Annotated in this window: 20 protein-coding genes and 1 other RNA gene; 18 read left to right on the top strand and 3 right to left on the bottom strand. The window is 68.7% G+C overall.

Annotated elements, in window-relative coordinates; genetic code table 11:
* Window positions 1-177 precede the first annotated feature (177 nt).
* The 9 genes from STH_RS12045 (at window position 178) to STH_RS12005 (ending at window position 11446) form a co-directional block, all read left to right on the top strand.
* On the top strand, window positions 178-675 hold the full coding sequence (locus STH_RS12045; protein WP_011196543.1) for a GNAT family N-acetyltransferase: 498 nt from the start codon (window positions 178-180) through the stop codon (window positions 673-675).
* Between the two features lie 228 nt (window positions 676-903).
* Window positions 904-1401: a GNAT family N-acetyltransferase gene (locus tag STH_RS12040; RefSeq protein WP_011196542.1), complete on the top strand. Its 498-nt coding sequence runs from the start codon at window positions 904-906 to the stop codon at window positions 1399-1401.
* A 1029-nt stretch (window positions 1402-2430) separates the two neighbouring features.
* Window positions 2431-3375, top strand: a complete 945-nt coding sequence (locus tag STH_RS12035) for a S66 peptidase family protein (RefSeq protein WP_207635384.1) — start codon at window positions 2431-2433, stop codon at window positions 3373-3375.
* Between the two features lie 496 nt (window positions 3376-3871).
* Complete coding sequence (katG, locus tag STH_RS12030) at window positions 3872-6049, top strand: catalase/peroxidase HPI (RefSeq protein WP_011196539.1); 2178 nt, start codon at window positions 3872-3874, stop codon at window positions 6047-6049.
* A 244-nt stretch (window positions 6050-6293) separates the two neighbouring features.
* On the top strand, window positions 6294-7535 hold the full coding sequence (locus STH_RS12025) for a glycosyltransferase (protein WP_011196538.1): 1242 nt from the start codon (window positions 6294-6296) through the stop codon (window positions 7533-7535).
* Window positions 7536-7567: 32 nt separating this feature from the next.
* The gene (locus STH_RS12020; protein WP_043714039.1) at window positions 7568-8542 is read left to right on the top strand and encodes a hypothetical protein; all 975 of its coding nucleotides are present in this window, start codon (window positions 7568-7570) and stop codon (window positions 8540-8542) included.
* Window positions 8543-8557: 15 nt separating this feature from the next.
* Window positions 8558-9001 (top strand): VOC family protein, encoded by a 444-nt coding sequence (locus tag STH_RS12015; RefSeq protein WP_011196536.1) that lies wholly within the window; start codon window positions 8558-8560, stop codon window positions 8999-9001.
* A 632-nt stretch (window positions 9002-9633) separates the two neighbouring features.
* Window positions 9634-10887 (top strand): glycosyltransferase, encoded by a 1254-nt coding sequence (locus tag STH_RS12010; RefSeq protein ID WP_011196534.1) that lies wholly within the window; start codon window positions 9634-9636, stop codon window positions 10885-10887.
* A 112-nt stretch (window positions 10888-10999) separates the two neighbouring features.
* Window positions 11000-11446: a VOC family protein gene (locus STH_RS12005; RefSeq protein ID WP_011196533.1), complete on the top strand. Its 447-nt coding sequence runs from the start codon at window positions 11000-11002 to the stop codon at window positions 11444-11446.
* A gap of 956 nt (window positions 11447-12402) precedes the next feature.
* Here STH_RS12005 and STH_RS18890 read toward each other — a convergent pair.
* Both STH_RS18890 and STH_RS11995 read right to left on the bottom strand, forming a co-directional pair.
* A complete protein-coding gene (locus STH_RS18890; protein ID WP_070105460.1) occupies window positions 12403-13392 on the bottom strand; it encodes a DUF4269 domain-containing protein in 990 nt (329 codons plus the stop codon).
* Window positions 13393-13631: 239 nt separating this feature from the next.
* Entirely contained in the window at window positions 13632-14228 is a 597-nt protein-coding gene (locus tag STH_RS11995) for a DoxX family protein (RefSeq protein WP_011196530.1), read from the bottom strand.
* 129 nt (window positions 14229-14357) lie between these two features.
* Between STH_RS11995 and STH_RS11990 the strand changes: the two genes are divergently transcribed.
* The 9 genes from STH_RS11990 to STH_RS11955 all read left to right on the top strand — a co-directional run bounded on the left by STH_RS11990 (window position 14358) and on the right by STH_RS11955 (window position 22879).
* The gene (locus STH_RS11990) at window positions 14358-14717 is read left to right on the top strand and encodes an Hsp20/alpha crystallin family protein (RefSeq protein ID WP_043714037.1); all 360 of its coding nucleotides are present in this window, start codon (window positions 14358-14360) and stop codon (window positions 14715-14717) included.
* 96 nt (window positions 14718-14813) lie between these two features.
* Window positions 14814-15008, top strand: a non-coding RNA gene (gene ssrS, locus STH_RS17720) — 6S RNA.
* A gap of 313 nt (window positions 15009-15321) precedes the next feature.
* Window positions 15322-15660, top strand: coding sequence for a thioredoxin (trxA, locus tag STH_RS11985; RefSeq protein ID WP_011196527.1), 339 nt, complete (start codon window positions 15322-15324; stop codon window positions 15658-15660).
* A gap of 65 nt (window positions 15661-15725) precedes the next feature.
* On the top strand, window positions 15726-16766 hold the full coding sequence (gene ltaE, locus STH_RS11980) for a low-specificity L-threonine aldolase (protein ID WP_011196526.1): 1041 nt from the start codon (window positions 15726-15728) through the stop codon (window positions 16764-16766).
* 2 nt (window positions 16767-16768) lie between these two features.
* A complete protein-coding gene (locus STH_RS11975) occupies window positions 16769-18016 on the top strand; it encodes a THUMP domain-containing class I SAM-dependent RNA methyltransferase (protein ID WP_011196525.1) in 1248 nt (415 codons plus the stop codon).
* A gap of 15 nt (window positions 18017-18031) precedes the next feature.
* Window positions 18032-19348, top strand: coding sequence for a replication-associated recombination protein A (locus STH_RS11970; RefSeq protein ID WP_011196524.1), 1317 nt, complete (start codon window positions 18032-18034; stop codon window positions 19346-19348).
* Between the two features lie 183 nt (window positions 19349-19531).
* The gene (locus STH_RS11965) at window positions 19532-19873 is read left to right on the top strand and encodes a nuclear transport factor 2 family protein (protein ID WP_043714029.1); all 342 of its coding nucleotides are present in this window, start codon (window positions 19532-19534) and stop codon (window positions 19871-19873) included.
* Window positions 19874-20206: 333 nt separating this feature from the next.
* Window positions 20207-20578 carry a response regulator gene (locus STH_RS11960; RefSeq protein ID WP_011196522.1) on the top strand — a complete coding sequence of 124 codons (372 nt, stop codon included), beginning with the start codon at window positions 20207-20209 and terminating at the stop codon, window positions 20576-20578.
* A gap of 33 nt (window positions 20579-20611) precedes the next feature.
* Window positions 20612-22879, top strand: coding sequence for a response regulator (locus tag STH_RS11955; RefSeq protein ID WP_011196521.1), 2268 nt, complete (start codon window positions 20612-20614; stop codon window positions 22877-22879).
* 72 nt (window positions 22880-22951) lie between these two features.
* On the opposite strand, the gene STH_RS11950 is transcribed toward STH_RS11955, so the two are convergent.
* Window positions 22952-23266, bottom strand: a complete 315-nt coding sequence (locus STH_RS11950; RefSeq protein WP_043714026.1) for an Hpt domain-containing protein — start codon at window positions 23264-23266, stop codon at window positions 22952-22954.
* Window positions 23267-23356: the final 90 nt, after the last annotated feature.

Genomic DNA, 23356 nt, shown 5'->3' with positions numbered 1-23356 from the left:
CGGCTGGGGTATCGCTCTCGGGCGCTGCCGCTACCCGTCGGCGATGGCTTCCGGCGCCGGCGTTGGGACAGGCGGTTGCTGGCGGGATTGGTTGGAACGGTCTGGGAGATTGAACCGTCTCATAGTTTAAATATCAGGGAGACGGAGCCCGACAGGACCCGGATAGGAGGCGCACCGATGGATCAGATCCGAATTCGGATGGCCCGCCCGTCTCACGCAGAGGCGTTCGCGCAGATCATGACCCAGCCGAAGGTGTACTACGGTACCTTGCAGCTCTCACACACCACGCCGGAGTCGTGGCAGAAGCGGCTGGAGAGCAATGACCCCCAACACGACTATGTGCTGGTGGCCGAGGTGGAGGGGAAGGTGGTGGGCAACCTCGGGCTGCACCGCAGCCGGCATCCCCGCACCCTGCACGTGGCTTCCCTGGGCATGTCGGTGCACGACGCTCACCAGGGGCAGGGCATCGGCAGGGCGCTGATGGCGGCCGCCATCGATGCCGCCGACCGATGGCTCAACATCCTCCGCATCGAGTTGGAGGTGTACCCCGACAACGAGCGCGCGATCAAGCTGTACGAGTCCTTCGGTTTCGTCGTGGAGGGGCGCAAGCGGATGGCCGCCTTCCGCGACGGTCAGTACGTGGACACGCTGGTCATGGGGCGGATCCGGCCGTGACGTTCATGGGCCCGCCCGATGTTGCGGTTCGTCCAGCACGGGCCTGAAAAGAAAGAGACGATTCGAACAGAGTGGCATAGGCTGAATGTTTCAATGCCGTTGGAACGGTATGGGTACTATTTCCGTCAGCCAAAAACTAGACGTGAAGCATGGGGCGGGCAAACCCGAGGAACGACGGCGTCACCCCCCATGTGAGCGTCGCAGACGTTGCAACCGGGAGGGGAAGCGATGGAGCAGATCGGGATTCGGATGGCCCGGCCGTCGGACGCGGAAGCGTTCGCGGAGATCATGTCCCGGCCGCAGGTCTATTACGGAACCCTGCAGCCGCCTCACACCACGCCGGAGTCGTGGCGGAAGAAGTTGGAGGGGATCGACCCCCGGTACGACTACGTGCTGGTGGCCGAGGTGGACGGGAAGGTGGTGGGCAACGTATGGCTGCAGCGCTACCGGAACTCCCGGACCCTGCACACGGCCAGCCTCGGGATCATGGTGCACGACGCCTGGCAGGGGCGGGGCATCGGTCGGGCGCTGATGGCGGCCGCCATCGACGTCGCCGACCGCTGGCTCAACGTCCTGCGCGTCGAGTTGGAGGTGTTCCCCGACAACGAACGGGCCATCAAGCTGTACGAGTCGTTCGGGTTCGTCGCGGAGGGGCGCAAGCGGATGGCGGCCTTCCGGGACGGGCAGTACGTGGACACGGTGGTCATGGGGCGGATCCGGCCGTGAGGAGGGGGCCGAGCCGACGCATCTGGGGGGCGGCTGCCGCTCTCAGGGGGTTGTTTCAGGCGTGGAGGACCCGGCTGAGGGCGCGAGGTACGACGGATTTTCACTTGGCTGGTGGTCGAAGTGAAAGTTCGCCATAGCTGGGTAGCTGTCGCCGTTCTGAGCGGGTTACTTCAGGTATGAAGTAGCCGGCTGAGGGCGTGAGGTACGACGGATTTTCACTTGGCTGGTGAGCGAAGTGAAAGTTCAGCGTAGCTAGGTAGCCGTCGCCGTTCTAAGCGGGTTACTTCAGGTATGAAGGGGCCGCCTGGGGGCGCGAAATGCGACGGATTTTCACTTGCCTGGTGGGCGAAGTGGAAGTTCGCCGTGGGTGGATCGCCGTCGCCGTTCTAAGCGGGTTACTTCAGGTATGAAGGGGCCGCCTGGGGGCGCGAAATGCGACGGATTTTCACTTGGCTGGAGACCGAAGTGAAAGTCCGTCGTAGTTGGGTGGCCGTTGCCGTTCCGAGCGGGTTACTTCAGGTACGAAGTAGCCGGCTGAGGGCGCGAGGTACGACGAATTTTCACTTGGCTGGTGGGCGAAGTGGAAGTTCGCCGTGGGTGGATCGCCGGTGCCGTGCTGAGCGGGTTACTTCAGGTATGAAGGGGACGCCTGGGGGCGCGAAGTGCGACGGATTTTCACTTGGCTGGTTGTCGAAGTGAAAGTTCGTCGTGGCTGAATGAAAGCAGCCGTGTCGAGCCGGTTGCTTGCGGCTGGAAGAAGCGGTTCAGGAGAGGCGTTGCGGCGGACTTCCCCTAACCGACCGAGCGACGGGCATGGGTCGCAGTTGGTGGATGCTGTCGGGTGAACTGGGCGTAAAGCAGGTCGCTCAGCACGCGCGGCGTGGCGGTGCTTCACGTGGGGGTACGGCCGAACGGGGTTGTGCCTCGTTTGGCGTGGCTCGGGCGTGCGTGAAACAGGCTTGCAATCGGGGGTGATTCCCAGTGGCCGTTGGTGTGGTTAAGCCCCCTCGTCTACGGCGTGGCGACCTCGTGGGGGTGGTCGCGCCTTCGGGACCGGTGGACGCCCGCCGGGAGGCGGTGGAAGCCGGCATCCGGCGGCTGGAGGCGTATGGCTTCCGGGTGCGGACCGGGGAAGCTCTGTGGGCCCGGGAGGGGGTCCGGGCGGGGGCAAGGGAGACCCAGCTCGCGGACCTGCACGCCATGTGGGCCGACCCGGAGGTGAAGGCCATCTTCTGCGCCACCGGCGGCGTCACGGCCATCACGCTGGTGGATGGCCTGGACTACGACCTGATCGCACAGAACCCCAAGCCCTTCATCGGCATGAGCGACATCACCCTCCTGCAGGCGGCCATGCTGCGCCGCACGGGCCTCGTCAGTCTCCACGCGTCCGGACTCGCGGACGGGTTGGGCTCGCCTGACGCTGAACTGGAGGCTCCCTATCTGCTGCGGCTGTTGACCAATCCCGATCCACCTGGGCCGCTGCCCGACTGGGCCGGCGAGGTGCGGCCTGTACGGCCGGGGCGGGCCGAGAGCGCCGGACACGATCGGGGCGGTGCAAGCGGGCGGCAGGATAGCGGCGTGCGCGGGCGGTTGGTGGGCGGCTGCTGCAACTGCGTGCTGCACCTGCTGGGGACGTCCTACTGGCCGGACACGGAGGGGGCGATCCTCTTCCTGGAAGGGGTCAACCTGTTGACCTCGGCCGTCCTGCGCGGACTGGCCCAGCTACGGCTCGCCGGGGCGTTGGACGGGGTGAAGGCGATCCTGTTCGGGCACATGGAAGGCTGTTTCCGCGACCGGCCGTCCCCCTTGGAAGGGATGGCCCTGGCCGTGACAGAGGCGCTGGGCGACCTGGACCTGCCCGTGTACCAGACCGAGGCCTTCGGTCACTGTGTGCCCAACGTCACGCTGCCCATCGGGGCGGTGGCATGCATCCGGGACGGGCGGCTGGTGCTGGAGGAAGGCGCCGTCGTGTGACCGGGGCGCAGCCCGGTGGCCCGGGAATCTGCGTGTGACCTCCGCCGTCGGACCCGACCCTCCCAACCAGGCGGGAGCCGGCAGGCGCAAGCGTGCCGGCTCGCCGGGCTTTGTCGCGAATGCTCCGGCAGGCGCTGCCTGCCGGAGCATTTGACGCGCTCAGGCAAGGACGTCTCGACCACTTCACCGATACGGGCGGTAGCAAGAGAGCAGAGGGAGGACAGAGGGAGGACAGAGGGAAGGCAGAGGGAAGGCAGAGGGAAGGCAGAGGGAAGGCAGAGGGAAGGCAGAGGGAAGGCAGAGGGAAGGCAGGGGGAAGGCAGGGGGAAGGCAGGGGGAAGACGTAGGGCGGAGTGAGAGGGAGGTCATTACGGAAGAGGCGCATGTTCTACTTAGAATGAGAATAAATCTCAGCAGGATTCGCTGCGGACACGCAGAATTACATTTACATCGCAGAAGTTACAAAAAGTGAGTCGCCTAAGAGGAGGAGACGACTGTGAGGGAAGAGGACATCCGCTCCACGGCCGGGCACGGCACGTCCAACAAGGACTGGTGGCCCAATCAGCTCAACCTGCGCATCCTGCACCAGCACTCCGAGAAGGCCAACCCGATGGGCCCGGACTTCAACTACCGGGAGGAGTTCAAGAAGCTGGACTACTGGGCCCTGAAGGAGGACCTGCGCAAGCTGATGACCGAGTCGCAGGACTGGTGGCCCGCCGACTTCGGCCACTACGGGCCGCTCATCATCCGGATGGCCTGGCACAGCGCCGGCACCTACCGCATCCAGGACGGGCGCGGCGGTGCTGAGTCGGGCGCTCAGCGGTTCGCCCCGCTCAACAGCTGGCCCGACAACATCAACCTGGACAAGGCCCGCCGGCTGCTCTGGCCCATCAAGCAGAAGTACGGCAGGCGCATCTCCTGGGCGGACCTGATGATCCTCGCCGGCAACGTCGCCCTCGAGTCCATGGGGCTGAAGACCATCGGTTTCGCCGGCGGGAGGGCTGACGTATGGGAGCCGGAGGAGGACATCTACTGGGGCAGTGAGCAGCAGTGGCTGGGCCGCGACCGCTTCGGCGAGGAGGGCAAGCTCGAGGATCCTCTGGCGGCGTCCGAGATGGGGCTGATCTACGTCAACCCCGAGGGGCCCGGTCGCGAGCCGGATCCCCTGAAGGCGGCCCAACAGATCCGTGAGACCTTCAAGCGCATGGGCATGAACGACGAGGAGACCGTCGCCCTCATCGCCGGCGGCCATACCTTCGGCAAGACCCACGGAGCGGCGTCGCCGTCGCACCTGGGCCCCGAGCCGGAGGCGGCCCCGATCGAGGAGATGGGGCTGGGATGGAAGAACAGCTACGGCACCGGCAAGGGCGGCGACACCATCACCAGCGGCCTGGAGGTCACCTGGACGTCCTCCCCGACCAAGTGGACCAGCAACTTCCTCTGGAACCTCTTCGGCTACGAGTGGGAGCTGACCAAGAGCCCTGCCGGGGCCTGGCAGTGGCGGCCCAAGAACGGCGCCGGGGAGGGCACGGTCCCCGACGCGCACGACCCCAACAAGCGGCACGCGCCCGGCATGCTGACCACCGACATCGCCCTGCGGGTGGACCCGGTCTACGAGAAGATCGCCCGGCGCTTCCTGGAGAACCCGGACGAGTTCGCCAAGGCCTTCGCCCGCGCCTGGTTCAAGCTGACCCACCGCGACCTGGGGCCGCGCTCCCGCTACCTGGGTCCTGAGGTGCCGGAGGAGGAGTTCATCTGGCAGGATCCGCTGCCGAAGCGGGACTACGACCTGATCGACGAGGGCGACATCGCCGAGCTGAAGAAGCGGATCCAGGCCTCCGGGATGTCCATCCGGGAGATGGTGATGACCGCCTGGGCCTCGGCTTCCACCTTCCGTGGGTCCGACAAGCGGGGCGGCGCCAATGGCGCCCGCATCCGGCTGGCGCCCCAGATCGGCTGGGAGGTGAACGAGCCCGAGCAGCTGCGGCCCGTGCTGGAGACCCTGGAGGGCATCCAGCAGGAATTCAACCGGTCGCAGACGGGCCGGAAGCGCGTCTCCCTGGCCGACCTGATCGTGCTCGCCGGCTGCGTCGGCATCGAGCAGGCGGCCCGGAACGCCGGGTTCGAGATCACGGTGCCGTTCACGCCGGGCCGGGTCGACGCGACCCAGGAGCAGACCGACGTCGAGTCCTTCTCCTACCTGGAGCCGGTGCACGACGGCTTCCGCAACTACCTGAAGCGGAAGTTCTCGGTTCCCGCGGAGCACCTGCTCATCGACCGGGCCAATCTGCTCACGCTCACCGCGCCCGAGATGACGGTGCTCATCGGCGGCCTGCGGGTGCTCGACTGCAACTGGGGCCGCACGAAGCACGGCGTGCTCACCGACCGGCCCGGTGCGCTCACCAACGACTTCTTCGTCAACCTGCTCGACATGCGGTGGAAGTGGAACGCCACCGATGACGAGAACGTGTTCGAGGGCCGCGACCGCGCCACCGGCGAGCTGAAGTGGACCGCCACCCGGGTCGACCTGATCTTCGGCTCCAACGCGCAGCTGCGGGCCATCGCGGAGGTCTACGCCTCCAACGACGGCCAGGAGAAGTTCGTCCAGGACTTCGTCAAGGCCTGGACCAAGGTGATGAACCTCGACCGCTTCGATCTGCTGGTGAAGAAATAGCAAGGGCTGCTGACGCCGGCCGCCCGAGCGCCCGGAAGGCTCGGGCGGCCGCTTGGCGCCTGGGCCCGCGTCTCTTACCGGCCGGGAGACCCATAGCAAATGCGAACAGACTGGACGCTCCCGGGCGAGACCGGGCCGATGGGGGTGGTGCATTATGGTAAGCTATTGTTGTGCGTGATTACGGGGCAATCCTGATCGCGGCACCGGTCTTGCCTGATGCGCACCAACCGAGGGGGCACGGCTCATGAAATTCGTCATTCTCGCCACAGGCACCCGGGGCGACGTCCAGCCCTTCGTGGCCCTGGCCCAGGGGCTCCGCGCAGCCGGCCACGAGGCGGTGCTGGCGGCGCCCGGCAGCTTCGAATCCTTCGTGCGGAGTCACGGCGTCGGTTTCTTCCCCATGGGCGGCGACTACGCGGCCCTGCTGGAATCGCCGGAGGCGCAGGCGGCCCTCCGGGGAAACCCGGTGAAGATGATGCAGGTGGTCAGGCAGACCGTCTTCCCCATGATGGGCCGTATGCTGGAGGACGCCTGGGCGGCGGCGCAGGGGGCCGACGCGCTCGTCTACCACCCGAAGGCCCTGGCGGGCGCCCACCTGGTGGAGCGGCTGCAGGTGCCCTGCTTCATTGGGGCGCCGGTGCCGGTGGTGGTGCCGACGGCGGCGTTTCCTGCCCCGGCCTTCGTCAGCCGCGACCTGGGCGGCTTCCTCAACCGGCTCACCTACGCCGCCGTGCGGTCGGGCAGCCGTCCGTTCCGGGGGATGATCAACGAGTGGCGCAGGCAGGTGCTGGGCCTGGGGCCGCGCCGCGAGGGCGAGTACGTGCAGGGCGGCCGGCTGATCCCGGTGCTGCACGCCTTCAGCCCGCACGTGGTGCCCCGCCCCGCCGACTGGCCGCCCGAGGCGATCGTGATGGGCTACTGGTTTCCCAGGCGGGATGAGCCGTGGGAGCCGCCTGCCGCCCTGGCGGCTTTCCTGGAGGAGGGGCCGCCCCCGGTTTACATCGGGTTCGGGTCGGTGTCGGGCATCGACGGGGACGGAAGCACCCGGATGGCCGCCGAGGCCCTGGCTCGGGCGGGCGTCAGGGGCGTGATCGCGACAGAGACGGGGGATGCGCCCGTGCGCCTCTCCGATACCGTGCTCGCCATCCCCGGCGCCCCGCACGACTGGCTCTTCCCGCGGATGGCGGCGGTCGTCCACCACGGCGGCGCCGGCACGGTGGCGGCCGGGCTGGCGGCAGGCAAGCCGACGCTGGTCTGCCCCGCGACCACGGACCAGCCCTTCTGGGGCCGGGTGGTGCACCGGCTGGGCGTGGGGCCCGCGCCGATTCCCCGCCGGCGGCTGACGGCCGAGCGGCTGGCGGCGGCGATTGGGACGCTCACGACGGATGAAGATATTCAGCGCCGTGCCGCCGCGCTCGGTGAGGCTATCCGGGCGGAGGACGGGGTCGGGCGGGCGGTGGCGGAGATCCTCCGATGCTCGGGGTGAACCCGGGCAGCACATCAGAGAGGAGCAGGAAGATGGAAGCGAGGCGCAGGGCGGTGGACGCCCGGTTCGTTGAGGGCTGGATGAGCTACATCGGGGCGGTGCAGGGCGTTCTGAACGCCGCGGGCATGGGACCGTGGGAGTACTGGCGGCTGATGGGCGACACCGGCATGGCGTTTCACCTGGTGATGCACGAGACCTGCTGCGTCAGCTCGGTGACGGCGTACGACTGGATGAACACCCACCTGGCGGCGCTGAGCCGGATCGGCGTCCACTCCGAGGTCTACGGTGCGCACCCGGCAATGCCGACTTTCGACGCCGCCCGCAGGCGGGCGCTGGTGCACATCCGGGAATCGATCGACAGGGGAATCGGCGTCGTGCTCTGGGGCGTGGATTCCGGGGAGTTCGGCGTCGTGTGGGGCTACGACGAAGAGGATGGGGTGCTGCTCACCAGCGGCTGCCACGGCCCCAGGGGGAATCCGATTCCGTACGAGAACCTGGGCATGTCGTTCCCGGGCGCGCCCGAACTGCACTACCAGATCGTGCTGGAGCGGGTGCCTGCCGACGAGCGGCAGACGGCCCGCAGCAGCCTGCGGTACTACGTGGACCTGATGGAGCGGCAGGGCCACATGGGGCCCGGCTACCGGGCGGGCCTTTCGGCCTACGACAACTGGATGCGGGGGCTTCAGCGCGAGGGGTTCGACCAGTTCGGCTGCCGCTATGCCACCTTCGTCTACGCCGAAGCCCGGGCCTGCGCCGCCCGGTACGTGGAGCACCTCGCCGAAGCCGAGCGCGCGCTGGCCCCTGCGGCGGAGGCCTTCCGCCGCACGGCGGCCATCTACGGGCGCATGATGGAGGTGCTGGGGCAGGACCTGGCTGACCCCTCCGCTCTGGACACGCCGGTGAGCGCGGAGCAGGCCGCCGCGCTGATCCCGCTGCTCCGGGAGGCGAAGGAGAGCGAGTCGGAGACGGTGGCACGGGTCGCGCAGTACCTGCGGACATCCGAATGAGGAGGAGGCGGGCGCATGGACCGCACGGTTCCCTGGGAGGGCTTTCACCACATCGCCCTCGTCACGCCGGATCTCGACACCACCATCCACTTCTACGGCAACGTGCTCGGCATGCAGGTCGGCGAGGTCCGCGCCGGCGGGGGCGTGCTGCCGCAGCGGCACTGCTTCATCCGGCCCGGTGAGGAGGCGGCGACCTGGGGGCTACACTTCTTCGAAAATCCTTCCGCCCAGATCCCGCGTGTGACCCTGGAAGAGCTGCAGCACGGGCCGTTCGTTCCCGGCGCACTGCAGCACATCGCGTTTGCCCTTCCGGACGCGGAGGCGGCCGGGGCCCCGCGCGCCCGCCTGGAGCGGCACGGCGTGCAGGCGACCCCGACCGGTTCGATCGGTCCGATTCAGAACATGCTGTTCATCGATCCCAACGGCATCGTCCTGGAGGCGACCTGGTCCCGGCTGTAGGCAGGGGCGTGGGTTCCGGCATGGATGCCGCCCCGGGGGAGAAGCACCCCCGGGGCGGCATCCGCTCTCTTCGCATTGCGTGTTGGTGAGGGCGCCGGAGGATACCTCTCCGAGCGGTATCTGCTCTGTTCGCACTGCGTGTTGGTGAGGGCGCCGGCGGATACCTCTCCGGGTGGTATCTGCTCTGTTCGCACTGCGTGTTGGTGTAAACGAGGAGGCGTACCTCTCGGGGCGGCACAGCGATGGGGGCACCGGCTTGCGCAGCCAACAGTGACGGCTTACAGACCGGGTGCTTCGGGGCGTGGCCATCCCAGGCGGGGCTGGCCACACGGAGCACGAACAGACCGGAAGCCGCAGGGAAGAGTTGCCTGCCGCGGGGGACCCACAGCGAGAGCGAACAGACCGAATGCTTCGGGGCGTGACCATCCCGGCCGGGGCTGCCCACACCGAGCATGAACAGACCGGAAGCCGCAGGGAAGAGTTGCCTGCCGCGGGGGACCCACAGCGAGAGCGAACAGACCGGATGCTTCGGGGCGTGGCCATCCCAGGCGGGGCCACAATTTATGGTAAGCTATTGCTGTGCATGACTCAGATCGCGGGGCGCCCGCAGCATGACCGAGGAGGACCGGCCGATGAAGTTCGCAATCCTCGCCACTGGTACCCGGGGCGATATCCAGCCCTTCGTGGCCCTGGCACAGGGTTTCTCCGCTGCCGGACACGAGGCGGTGCTGGCTGCCCCTCGCGCCTTCGAGTCCTTCGTTCGGAGTTACGGCGTTGACTTCTTCCCCATGGGCAGCGACTTCACAGCCCTACTGGAGTCGCCCGAGGGCAAGGCGGCCCTCCGGGAGAACCCGATCAAGACGATGCAGGCGGTCAGGCAGACCGTCATCCCCATGATGCGCCGCATGCTGGATGACGCCTGGGCGGCGGTGCAGGGGGCGGATGCCATCATCTACCATCCCAAGGCGTTGGCTGGCGTCCACCTGGCCGAGCGGCTGCGGGTGCCCTGCTTCATCGGGGCGCCGGTGCCGGTCGTTGTGCCCACGGCGACGTTTCCGGCACCCGCCTTCGTCAGCCGGGACCTGGGCGGCTTCCTGAACCGGCTCACCTACGCCGCCGTGCGTTCGGGCACCCGCCCGTTCCGGAAGATGATCGACGCGTGGCGCCGGGAAGTGCTGGGCCTGGGGCCGCGCCGTGAGGATGAGTTCACGCAGGGCGGCCAGCCGGTTCCGGTGCTGCACGCCTTCAGCCGCCACGTCGTGCCGCCGCCCGCCGACTGGCCGCCCGAGGCGGTCGTCACGGGCTACTGGTTCGCCAGGCGGGTTCAGGTCTGGCATCCCCCGGAGGCTCTGTCCGCCTTCCTCGAGGCCGGGCCTCCCCCGGTGTACGTCGGGTTCGGGTCGGTCGCGGGCCTGGACCGGGACGAGGGCACCCGGATGGCGCTGGAGGCCCTCAGCCAGGCTGGCGTGCGGGGCATCCTCGCCACGGGAAGCGGCGACGGGCCGAGACTCCTCTCCCCGGACGTCCTCGCCATCCCCGAGGCGCCCCACGACTGGCTCTTCCCGCGGGTAGCCGCGGTGGTCCACCACGGCGGTGCAGGCACGGTCGCGCCCGGGCTGGCCGCGGGCAAGCCGACCCTGGTCTGTCCGGCCACCACGGACCAGCCCTTCTGGGGCCGGGTGGTGCATCAACTGGGCGTCGGCCCCGCGCCGATTCCCCGGAGGCAGCTCACCGCCGAGCGGCTGGCGGAGGCGGTTCGGGCCGCGACCGGAGACCCGGAGATGCAGCGCCGGGCCGCCGCCCTGGGCGAGGCGATCCGGGCGGAGGACGGCGTCGCACAAGCGGTGGCGGAGATCCTGCGGCGGGTCGGTGCACTGGCCGGATGAAAGCTGGTCGAACGTGAGGCCGGCGCGGGGGCTGCGGTGGAGATGGCATCTTCGCCCGGAGGGACGGCCTGCTCAGCCCGTCGTCCAGCGGTGCGCAGAGGAGGAGTAGAGGATGAGTCAACCGATTCCGTGGGAGGGATTCCACCACATCGCACTGGTCACCCCAGATCTGGACGCCACCATTGCTCTCTACGGCGGCGTGCTCGGGATGCAGGTCGGTGAGATCCGCGTCGGCGGGGGTGTGCTGCCGCAGCGGCACTGCTTCATCCGCCCGGGCGACTCGGTGCAGACCTGGGGCCTGCACTTCTTCGAGAACCCGTCCGCCCAGATCCACCGGCTGACGATGGAGCAGCTCCAGCAGGGCGGGTTCATCCCCGGCGCGCTGCAGCACATCGCCTTCTCGCTGCCCGATGCCAGGGCCGCCGAGGCGCTGCGGCAGCGGCTGCGGGAGCATGGCGTGGAGGTCACGCCCACCGGTACCATCGGCCCCATCCAGAACATGCTGTTCTTCGACCCGCACGGCATCCTGCTGGAGGCGACGTGGCCGCGGGTGGAATGAGAGGAGCCGGGGAGACAACGGTGCTGATGCGATCGGGCTGGCCGGCCTTGTGCCGACCAGCCCGATCAGTTGTGCGCGCTTGTGACCCTGGCGGACTCAGGACCTTCGAAGAATGAAGTAGTACCCGTCCCCAGCCTCTGACGCGAGCCCCCGCGGCATCGTGCTACCCTACGTCTGGACGACGATCCGGAGCCGCTGCACGTTCTTGGATGACCATCCGGCCTCTTCCCAGGGTCCTGGATGCCAGCTGAATTCTTGCCACTTCACGTCTGAACGACCGCCCGGTGCCTTCTCCGGTCCCCGGATGCCAGCTGAACCCGGGATACTTGACACGTGAAGTGTCACTTTTCCGCAGCCTCCAGCGCAGCGCCCTGCGGATTCTTGCCACTTCACGTCTGAACGACCGCCCGGTGCCTTCCCCGGTCCCCGGATGCCAGCTGAACGCGGGACAGTTGACACGTGAAGTGTCATTTTTCCGTAGCCTTCAGCGCAGTGCCCTGCGGATTTTTTGCCACTTCACGTCTGAACGACCGCCCGGTGCCTTCCCCGGACCCCGGATGCCGGCTGAAGCCGGGATACTTGACATGTGAAGTGTCACTTTTCCGCAGCCTTCAGCGCAGTGCCCTGCGGATTTTTTGCCACTTCACGTCTGAACGACCGCCCGGTGCGTTCCCCGGTCCCCGGTTGCCAGCTGAACCCGGGACAGTTGACACGTGAAGTGTCACTTTTCTGCAGCCTCCAGCGCAGCGCCCTGCGGATTTTCTGCCACTTTACGTGTGAACGACCGCCCGGTGCCTTCCCCGGACCCCGGATGCCGGCTGAGCCCGGGACACTTGACACGTGAAGTGTCACTTTTCCCGCAGCCTCCAGCGCAGCACTCTGCGGATTTCTGCCACTTCACGTCTGAACGACAGCCCGGCGCCTTCCGGTCCCCGGGCTGTCGGCTGAAGTTCCTGTCACAGTTCCGCCCGAATGCGCCCGGCCAGGTCGTCGAGGACAGCGCGGGGCTGGGGCGGCGGAAGGTGCCCCGGGTAGACCTGGAACAGTCCGTCGCCCGGGCGTCGGGGGAAGAGGTGGAAGTGGACGTGGTAGATCTCCTGACCAGCCGCCTCGCCGTTGTTCTGAAACACGTTGAGATCGGTCACCCCGAACGCCGCCCGGATCGCCCGGCTCACGGCGGCGATGGTCTGGCCGAGGCGGCCGGCCAGGTCGCTGTCCAGGTCGCTGTCCAGGTCGAAGACCTGCTCCACGTGCCGCTTCGGGATCACCAGCACGTGCCCCGGGTTCGCCTGGCGGATGTTCATGAACGCCAGGGTGTACGGATCCTCGTACACCCGGCTGGCCTCCCCGCCCGTGGCGATCCGGCAGAAGAGGCACTCGGCCCGGGTGCGCCGGGCGCGCTCGACCAGCCCGCCCAGCTCGTTGTCCGGCGCGTCGGCCAGCGCGAGCAGGGTCTCATAGGGGTCGCCGGGCAGGGCGAAGTACTCGGCGAAGGCGGGCTCCGTCTTCAGGCCCCCCGCCTTGAGCCGGCGGATCTCCTCCGCTGCCCCGGGGCCGGCGAGGGCAAGCAGGCGCGCCTCCGCCGCCATGTGGCGCCAGGCATGGTTCTCCCGGGAGGGCATCGGCTGCCCGAAGACTTCCACCGGGAGGTCCCCGTAGCGGAAGCCGCAGATGACGGCGGGCAGGCCGTGCTTCACCGCGGATCGCACCGCGAACCCGGGCAGGTGACCGTACGCCTCGGTCAGGGTGCGCCCGAACGCCTCGCCGTCGTGCACCTCACAGATGATGTCAAGGTCGCTGCCCGGGACGTTCAGGTCCAGGGGGAAGGTTCCCGCCAGCACCGGATCGTAGGGCGCCAGCACCTCCATGATCCGCAGCTCCTGCAGCGCGGCGTACGCCTGCCGCTGTGCGGCCGTCCCGCTGCGCAGGTCCACCCAGTTGATCACCCGTTCCAGCCTCCCCGCTCGGCACGTCACATCTGGTTTGCTTCGACAGAGAGGCCTGCTGTCCTACTGACGCACACGATTCGGCGTCCCCGGCCCTGGGCCAACGTACAGGGCAGTCGCTCGTCGCAGGTGGACGGCCGGAGATGGGGACCCGCGCATCGGCGGCCCGGCTGGCGGGCCGTACAGGAGCAATGCCGGCGATACACATAAGGGACAGCCCCCGCACGGGGGCTGTCCCGTCACACCCGCGGTCGTTCATCCGCCGGTGACACCGGCTCGGGTTCGAACCGTTCGGGGGCTGCGGGCCGCCGGTCCCACGGCGTGCCCAGGGCGGGCAGCAGCCAGCGGTCCACACCCCAGTAGCCGGCGACCTTCCAGGCCATCAGCAGCAGGATGGCCAGGGTGAAGAGCACCGGGTTGGTGCTGGCGGTGCCGGCCAGCATGAAGTTGAAGTTGAGGAAGGCGCCCGCGAAGGCCGCGAACCCCGTGAGCAGCCCCAGGATGAGCGCCGCCCCGATCAGCACCTCGCCCACGGCGATCAGCTTCGCAAACCAGGTGTAATGGCCGCCCTCCAGCAGGAAGGTGAGGAACTCCCGGTACCAGCCGTAGGTGATGGCCGGCTTGGCGGGCGGGTCGGGCACCGCCACGGCGCGGGCCCAGAACCCCTGCAGGGCGGTGCCCCCGTTCATCCAGGCCGGGTCGGTCACCTTGTGCCACCCGGCCTGCAGCCACTGCCACCCCAGGTAGAGGCGGGCGAGCAGCCAGATCCAGGACGAGGACGTGTTGTCAAAGAGGAACCGCGCAAACGGGGGATCCTGAATCGTCCGCGCTGCCATGATAATCCTCCTCCATAAATTTGGCTTTCTCAAAGTAAAAGTACCTAAAACTCATTTCATTGTATGATCCCGGACTTCCTTCTGATGGCGTTCAGGCGCGTCCCTGCCGCATAGGATGGACCAACGGGGGTGAACGGCATGTATCGTTCGCTGCTGGACCTCATGCTCAGCCCGCCCTGGCCCGCGCCGGACGACGGATCGCAGCTCACCCCGCAGTGGGGGGAGGACGAGCGCTTTCTCACGCTCCGGTTCCGTACCGCCGGCCTCGACCCCAAGTCCATCCGGGTGGAGGTCGGGCCGACGGCGGTCTCCGTGTCCGGCTACCGCACCCACGAGGAGCGGGTGGAGGCTCGGGGCTACTTCCGCGCCAGCTCGTCGATGAGCGCCGTGCGCCGCACCTTCGGCCTCCCCTGCCTGGTCGTGCCCGGCGCTGCATCGGTCAGGTGGCGTTCCGACGACGAACTGGAGGTGCGGCTGCAGAAAGCGTGAACCCCGGCCGAACGCCGGGGTTTTCGGTTGTCAAGTCTTGTGTTCCCCATCGCGCAGCAGTATCATGAGAACCGGGGAGAGCACACAAGCTAAGGGCGCTCCCGACCATGTGCGTGATCACCGGTAAGAAATGACCTAACACATTCAAGAAAGGGAGCCTTTATTCCGATGTGGCCTGAACGCCCCCCCGGCACGGCCGTGGTCAGGGGACTCAGAAAGCAGCGGAGCGGGCACCCACCTGTGGAGAGCAGGTTCATTGTTCTACCGGGCACACGGCATGGTGGGGTATGCTGACCACAGGGCGGCGTTCCGCGAGGGACGTCGCCCTTTTTCGATCGCACGGCGCAGACGCGGGATCGGCCGCGTCCGTGCGCTGCCTGTGGCGTTGGCCTGCGGGTCAGCGCACCTGCCCTCCACTTCTGACCAACAGGCGCGTGATGCTTCCTCGAAGGCCCCCTTGGAGCAGCGCGTGCCGCCCGTCGGGATGCCAGATCGGATGGCCCCGTCGCTGCGGCTCACCCGCGCTGCCTTTACAGCTTACTTCGCGATTGGTTAGAATAGGGGCTGTCAGTTGGGTGCATATACGTAAAGGAGGATGCAGAAAGTGGCCGGCGACAAGGTCGTCACGCTGTCGGCCAGCAACTGGGCCGCGGAGGTGGAGCAGTCTTCGCTGCCCGTGCTGGTGGACTTCTGGGCCGTCTGGTGCGGCCCGTGCCGGATGATCGCGCCTGTGGTCGAGGAGATCGCGGCAGACTATGAAGGCCGCATGAAGGTCGGTAAGCTCAATGTCGATGAAAATAACGATCTGGCCGCCCGGTACGGCGTGATGTCGATTCCGACGCTGATCCTGTTCAAGAACGGGGAGCCGGTGGAGCGGATCGTCGGCTTCCAGCCCAAGAAGGAGCTGGCCGCCAAGATCGACCGGGCTCTGGCCCAGGCCTAGATGACGGAGCGGGCGACCCCTGGCGGGTCGCTCGTTTTCACACTTGAAGGGATGGGGCGAAGAACATGCGGGCAATCGACCTGCGAAGCGACACCGTAACCAAGCCCACGCCGGAGATGCGGCGGGCGATGTACGAGGCGGAAGTCGGCGACGATGTGTACGGCGAGGACCCGACGATCAACCGGCTGGAGGAGCGGGCCGCGGAGCTCCTGGGGAAGGAGGCGGCGCTGTTCGTGCCCAGCGGCACGATGGGCAACCAGGTGGCGGTGCTCACCCATACGCGCCGGGGCCAGGAGGTCATCGTCGAGGCCGAGAGCCACGTCTACCTGTACGAGGTCGGCGGGATCGCCGCCCTGTCGAGCTGCCAGGTGAAGACCATCCCCGGCGTGCGGGGCGCGATGGACCCGGCCGCGGTGGAGGCGGCCATCCGGGCGGACAACGTCCACTTCCCCCGCACCGGGCTGGTCTGCGTCGAGAACACCCACAACCGCTCGGGCGGTTGTGTGCTTCCCCCCGAGAACGTGGCGGCCGTCGCCGCGGTCGCCCACCGGCACGGCATCCCGGTGCACATGGACGGCGCCCGCATCTTCAACGCGGCCGTGGCCCTGGGGCGGCCCGCGGCCGAGCTGGTCGCCCCGGTGGATTCGGTGATGTTCTGTCTCTCCAAGGGGCTCGCGGCCCCGGTGGGCTCGCTGCTCGTGGGCAGCAGGGAGTTCATCGCCGAGGCCCGCCGCTACCGGAAGCTCCTGGGCGGCGGCATGCGCCAGGCCGGTGTCCTGGCGGCGGCCGGGCTGGTCGCGCTGGAGATGATGATCGACCGGCTGGCCGACGACCACGCCAACGCCCGCCGGCTGGCCGAGGGGATCGCCGGGATCCCCGGCCTGCGGGTGGACCTGGAGACGGTGCAGACCAACATGGTCGTGGTGGAGATCGTCGACGAACGCTGGACCGCGGGCGCCTTCGTGCAGGCGCTGCGGACGCAGGGCGTGCTGTGCAACGACACCGGGCCGCGCAGCGTCCGGCTGGTCACCCACAAGGACGTGACTGCGGCTGACGTGGAGCTGGCCCTCGACGCCATCGCCCGCACGGTGAAGGCGGGGCCCTAGCCATGTCCGACACGCAGCAGCTGACGCTGATCGCCACCGCCGCCATGGGGCTGGAGGCGGTGGTGGCGCGCGAGCTGAAGGGCCTGGGCTACGACCAGCAGATCGTGGAGAACGGCCGGGTCCGGTTCCGGGGCGACGCGCGGGCGATCTGCCGGGCCAATCTCTGGCTGCGCACGGCCGACCGGGTGCTGGTGGAGATGGCCTCGTTCCCGGCCACCACCTTCGAGGAACTCTTCCAGGGCGTGCGGGCCGTCCCCTGGGAGGAATGGATCCCCGCCGAGGGCCGGTTCATCGTCAACGGCCGCTCCCACCAGTCGCAGCTCTCCAGCGTGCCCGCCTGCCAGAAGGTGGCGGAGAAGGCGGTGGTGGAGCGGCTCCGGCAGCGGTACCCGCTGGAGTGGTTCCCCAAGAGCGGCGCCCGTTATAGCATTGAAGTCTCCCTGCTGAAGGACGTGGCGACCGTCACTCTGGACACCACCGGGCCGGGGCTGCACAAGCGGGGCTACCGGAAGCTGGTGACCGAGGCGCCGATCAAGGAGACGCTGGCCGCGGCGATGGTCCTGCTCTCCCGCTGGCACCCGGACCGGCCGCTCCTGGACCCCTGCTGCGGCTCGGGCACCATCCCCATCGAGGCGGCCCTGATCGGCCACAACCTGGCGCCCGGGCTGCACCGGTCCTTCGACGCCGAGACGTGGGGGTGCATCCCGGCGCGCCTCTGGGACGAGGCCCGGGAGGAAGGCTTCGACCTGGCCGACTATGACCGGCCGCTGGATATCCGTGGCTCGGACATTGACCCCGGGGCACTGGAGCTGGCCGCGCACCACCTCAGGGCGGCGGGGCTCTCCCGGTCCGTCCGGCTGGAGCGGAAGCCGCTGCAGGAGATCGGGCGGGACGCGCCTTACGGCTACCTGATCACCAACCCGCCCTACGGGGAGCGGATGGGGGAGCGGGAGGCCGTGGAGGCGCTGTACCGGGACATCGGCCGCCTGGTCCGGAGGCTGCAGGACTGGTCGGCCTTCGTCATCACCCCGCACAAGGGGTTCGAGCGGCACTTCGGCCGCCGGGCCGACCGGAAGCGCAAGCTGTACAACGGCCGCATCGAGTGCGACCTGTACCAGTACGAGGGGCCGTACCATGGCCGTCCGGTCCCGGGGACAGGGGGCGGCCCTGCCTCCGGGGAGTCCCAAGGCCGGCCTGCCCCAGGGGCGGGCCGTGCGCGCCCTGCTCCCGGGGGCGGGGATGATCGCTGAACAGGAGGTGGTCCCGTGGACCTGTTCTCGTGGGCCGCGGCGCAGCAGGCGGCGCAAAGCGCGCCGCTGGCCGCCCGGATGCGCCCGCAGACCCTGGATGAGTTCGTGGGCCAGGAGCACCTGGTGGGCCCCGGCCGCTTCCTGCGCCGGGCCCTGGAGGCAGGCCACCTGCCCTCCTGCATCCTCTTCGGCCCGCCGGGCACCGGCAAGACCACCCTCGCCCGGCTGATGGCGAGCAACGTGAACGCCCACTTCGAGCAGCTGAACGCGGTGACTTCGGGCGTTCAGGACATCCGCCGCATCGTCGACGAGGCCCGCGCCCGCCTGGCGGAGCGCGGCCAGAAGACCGTCGTCTTCATCGACGAGATCCACCGCTGGCGCAAGGACCAGCAGGACGCGCTGCTCCCCCACGTGGAGGACGGGCTGATCACGCTGGTGGGCGCGACCACCCAGAACCCGCTGGTCTCGGTGAACGCGCCGCTGGTGAGCCGCACCCGGATCTTCGAGCTGAAGCCGCTCAGCGACGAGCACATCGCCCACCTGCTGGACCGGGCCCTGCGCACGCCCGGGCGGGGCCTGGGCAACTACAACGCCACGGTCACTCCCGAGGCGATGGAGCACCTGGTGCGCATGGCCGGCGGCGATGCCCGGGCCGCGCTCAACGCCCTGGAGCTGGCGGTGCTGCTCACCCAGCCGGACGAGCAGGGGCGCCGGACGGTGACCCTGGAGACGGCGGAGGAGGCCCTCCTGAAGCGGGCGGTGGTCTACGACCACGACGGGGACGAGCACTACCACGTGGCCTCGGCGCTGATCAAGTCGATCCGGGGCTCGGATCCCGACGCCGCGCTCTACTGGCTGGCGCGGATGCTCTACGCCGGCGAGGACCCCCGGTTCATCGCCCGGCGGCTGGTGATCTCCGCGGCGGAGGACATCGGCCTGGCCGACCCCCAGGCCCTGGTGATCGCCCAGGCGGCGGCGGACGCGGTGTCGTTCATCGGCATGCCCGAGGGGCGCATCCCCCTGGCCGAGGCGGTGGTCTACCTCGCCTGCGCGCCCAAGTCCAACAGCGCCTACCTGGCCATCGACCGGGCCCTGGCGGTGGTGGAGCGGGAGAAAACGCCACCGGTGCCCAATCACCTGAAGGACACCGGCTACGGCTCGGACCAGCGGCTGGGTTACGGGAAGGGATATCAATACCCCCACGACTTCCCCGGCGCCTGGGTGGAGCAGCGCTACCTGCCGGAGGGCGTGGACGGCCCCTTCTGGGAGCCCAAGGGGTACGGCCGGGAGGCGGAGCTCGCCCGGCTGCTGCGGGAGCGGCGCGGGCGCTGAGCGGGCGCGGGGGCTGCATCCGGCGCCGGGCGGCCACGGGTCCGCGCGGCCAGAGCGCCTGGAGGATGACACGGGCGGGTGCCGGTGCATGGCACCAAGGGCGGATATGGCTGCGCGTCCATTTGTGATAGGCTGAAAACAGGCACAGCTTTCGGCCGCCGCCGGCGAAAGGAGGACCCGCCCGTGTCACAGAGCGTCATGACGGAACGCCTGCGCGTCGAGGAGGCCGTGACCCGGTTCTTCCACATGTGCAACTCCCACTGCCCGGGCAACGTCGCACCCCTTCTCACCGCCGACGTGGAGCTGACCGCCGAGCGCACGGCCAGCGGCCAGGAGGGCGTCCACAGCTACCTGGTCTGGCTGTGGCAGACCTACCCGGATCTCACCTTTCGGGTGGAGCACGTGCTCGTCGACGGGCCGGCGGCCGCCGCCGAGGTGACGGCGGAGGCACAGGGCGAGCGGCGCGCCCGGTGCGTGATCTTCCACTTCCGGGACGGGCTGATCCGACGGATGCGATGGTACTAGACGGCGGCTGCGCCGCGAAACCCGCGAACCCCGCTGCACGCCGGCAGCGGGGTCTTCGATTTGCCCTGCCCCCGGCAGGTTGTGCAGTGCCATCCGGGTACTGCCCCGGCCCCGGACGGCATATCCCTCCGATGGGCCATATGTGGGGTGCTCCCTCTGGCGGGACGGAGCCCTATGTGATACTATTCACATGGCGATTCCCGTCGCCTTGAGGCGCATTGGCACGATTGGGCGAGCGAATCACGCCTCGCCTACTCTGGAGACAGTAGACACAAGTGATGGGTAAGCCTACAATATGAGAAGAGATATTCGATAGGCGAAAGGAGGGGGCGAATGGCACTTCGGATCCTGCTGATCGAGGATGATCCCGACATTCAGCGCATGGTGCAGCTCTCCCTGAAGTTCCAGGGCGGGCACGAGGTCAGCGTCGCCTCCGGGGGGCAGGAAGGCATCGCGAAGGCGGAGCAGGAGCGGCCGGATCTGATTCTGCTGGACGTGATGATGCCAGAGATGGACGGTTATGAGACCTGCCGGCGGCTGAAGGCCAACCCCGCCACCGCCTCCATCCCGATCGTCTTCCTCAGCGCGCGGGCGCAGCAGTCCGAGATCGAGAAGGGCCGTTCGCTCGGGGCCATCGGCTATCTGGTCAAGCCCTTCGACCCGATGACCCTGTCCGACCAGCTGGAGGCGATGCTCCGGGCCTAGTCCCCGCGGTCGGGCGAAAGGAAGCGGTTCTGTTTGGACGTCACCCACATCCTGCGGGAAGTGTACTGGCACAGCCTCGACGGCATCGTCGTCGCCGACAAGGACACGGTGATCCTCGACGTCAACCCCGCGTACGAGGCGGTGACCGGTTACAGCCGTGACGAGCTGATCGGCAGAAAAACCAATATCGTACGCTCGGGACTCACCCCGCCGGAGGTCTTCCGCGACATGTGGACGCAGCTGGGCCGGCAGGGCAAGTGGGTCGGCGAGGTCATCAACCGGCACAAGAACGGCAACCTCTGGTACTCCTTCCTGTCCATCACCCGCATCGTGGACGAAGGAGGATCGGTGGTTGCCTACGTCGGTATTGCCCGGGACATCACACAGCGGAAGGCGATGGAGCAGCAGCTCCGGCAGAACCTGGCCGAGATCCAGTCCGCCCGGGAGCTGGCCCAGGCGCAGGCCACGCGGCTCACGGCGCTGCTGGACTCGGTGGGCGAGGCCATCATCATGGTCGACACCCTGGGCATCTGCGTGGTGGCCAACCACCAGGCGGGCGGCATGCTGGGGCTGCCCGCGGAGCAGATCGTGGGCAAATCGGTACATGAACTGCACGCCCTGGCCCTGCGGTCCCTGGGCGTCTCCGCCTTCCAGTGGCAGCCTGCCCCGAACGGCGGGCCGCCCATCGAGCCGGAGACCAACGTCATTGAGACGCGGGAGCAGCGCCCCCGCGTCTTCCACGAGTTCGCCGCTCCGGTGACGGACACGGAGGGTCACGTCCTCGGCCGCATCTATGTCTACCGCGACATCACCAAGGAGACCGAGCTGGACCGGATGAAGACGGAGTTCATCGCTACGGTCTCCCACGAGCTGCGCACGCCGATGACCTCCATCAAGGGCGCGCTGGGGCTGGTCCTGGGCGGGGCGGCCGGCGACCTGCCGCCGGAGGCGCGGGAGCTGCTCACGATCGCACGCAACAACACCGACCGGCTGATCCGGCTGATCAACGACATCCTGGACATCTCCCGCATCGAGGCCGGCAAGATGGAGATCCGCCGTGCGCCGCTGAGCCCCGCTGACGTGGTGCGGCGAGCCGTGGAGGAGATGAACGCCTTTGCCCGGCAGCGCAACATCACCCTGACGACGGACGTGCCGGAGGGGCTGGCGCGGGTGATGGCCGACGCCGACCGGCTGCACCAGGTGCTGGACAACCTGATCTCCAACGCCATCAAGTTCTCGCCCCAGGGGAGCGAGGTACTCATCCGGGCCCGGGAGACCGGCGACGGGGTGCGGTTCGACGTCATCGACCGCGGCCCGGGCATCCCCGCCGACCAGACGGGCCTGATCTTCGAACGCTTCTACCGGGTGGACAACGCGGCCTCCCGCAAGACCGGCGGCACCGGCCTCGGCCTCACCATCTGCAAGGCGATCGTGGAGGAGCACGGCGGCCAGATCTGGGTCGAATCCGCGTTGGGCGAGGGCTCCACCTTCTCGTTCACAATCCCGGTGGAGCCGGGCGGGCACGTCGCGGAGCCGCCCATCCCCGTGGGCAGCCGGACGGTCCTGGTAGTGGACGACGATCCGGACATCGTGCGCATCATCATGCTCGCCCTGGAGCGGGAGGGGTTCCACGCGGTCGGGGCCACCTCGGGCGAGCAGGCCCTGGAGATCGCCCGGAGCCGGCACGTGGACGTCATCACCCTCGACCTGATGATGCCCGGAGCCGACGGCGTGCAGGTGCTCCGGCAGCTGAAGCACGACCCGGCCACCCGCGACATCCCCGTGGTGGTGGTCTCGGCCTACGGCGCCGGCAAGGAGCCGGAACTGGTGGCCACGGGCGTTTCGGGCATCGTGGCCAAGCCGATCGACGAGAACGACCTGCTGGCCACGATCCGGACCGTGCTGGGCACCTGGCGCGGCGAGCGGCCGCAGCCCTCCATCCTCGTGGTGGACGACGACCCGGACGTGCGGCGCATCGTCAGCGTGATGCTGGAGCGGGCGGGCTATGCGGTGCGCACGGCCCAAGACGGGCAGGAGGCCTTCCGCATGATCATGGCCGAGCGGCCGGACCTCCTCATCCTCGACCTGATGATGCCGAACCTGGACGGCTTCCAGCTGGTCCGGCTGCTGCGGCAGCGGCGCTGGACGCAGCAGATCCCGCTGCTGGTCCTCACCGCCCTGGACCTCACCGAGGGTGAGAAGACCCTGCTCCAGCTGGGACCCACCCGGCACGTGACCAAGGGGCCGGTGATCCAGGAGGAGATCGTGGCGCGGGTGCGGGAGTTGCTGGCTTCCCACTGAGGAGCCCGACGCACCCCCACGCGCGCGGCCGGCCCCGAGGAGCGAGGTGCTCCCCGGGGCCGGCCCTTCAATCTACAGCGTAGCCGCTTCGATCTCCGCCACCACCCGGGCCACCAGGTCCGCCAGGGCGTGGTCGTCCCGCTCCTGCTCGCCGTCCAGGACCATGAGCAGCGCATCCTCCGCCGCGGCGGCTGCCGCGGAGAGCGCCCTGAAGCCGTAGAAGCCCCCGGACCCCCGCAGCTTGTGGACCTCCTGCCGCAGCTGGCGCAGGTCTACGGGGCCGCCCTCCCGCAGCGCCGCCACCGCCTCCCGCAGGCGGCCGGCCCGCTCCCGGGCTCCCTGCAGGTACTCCTCCCGCAGCGCCGCAAACTCCGCCGAGTCAAACATGTATCCCAGGACCGCTCCTTTCCCTTGGTCACGCGAAAGGTTTCGCTCGTCCCACAGCATTTCCTGCCGCGGGGCTGACGTGACAACGCG

Origin of the sequence: Symbiobacterium thermophilum IAM 14863 (assembly GCF_000009905.1) — a bacterium.
Classification (GTDB): Bacteria; Bacillota; Sulfobacillia; order Symbiobacteriales; family Symbiobacteriaceae; genus Symbiobacterium; species Symbiobacterium thermophilum.
Note: the sequence above shows the minus strand (reverse complement) of the source record. Positions and strands in the feature narration are given on the sequence as shown.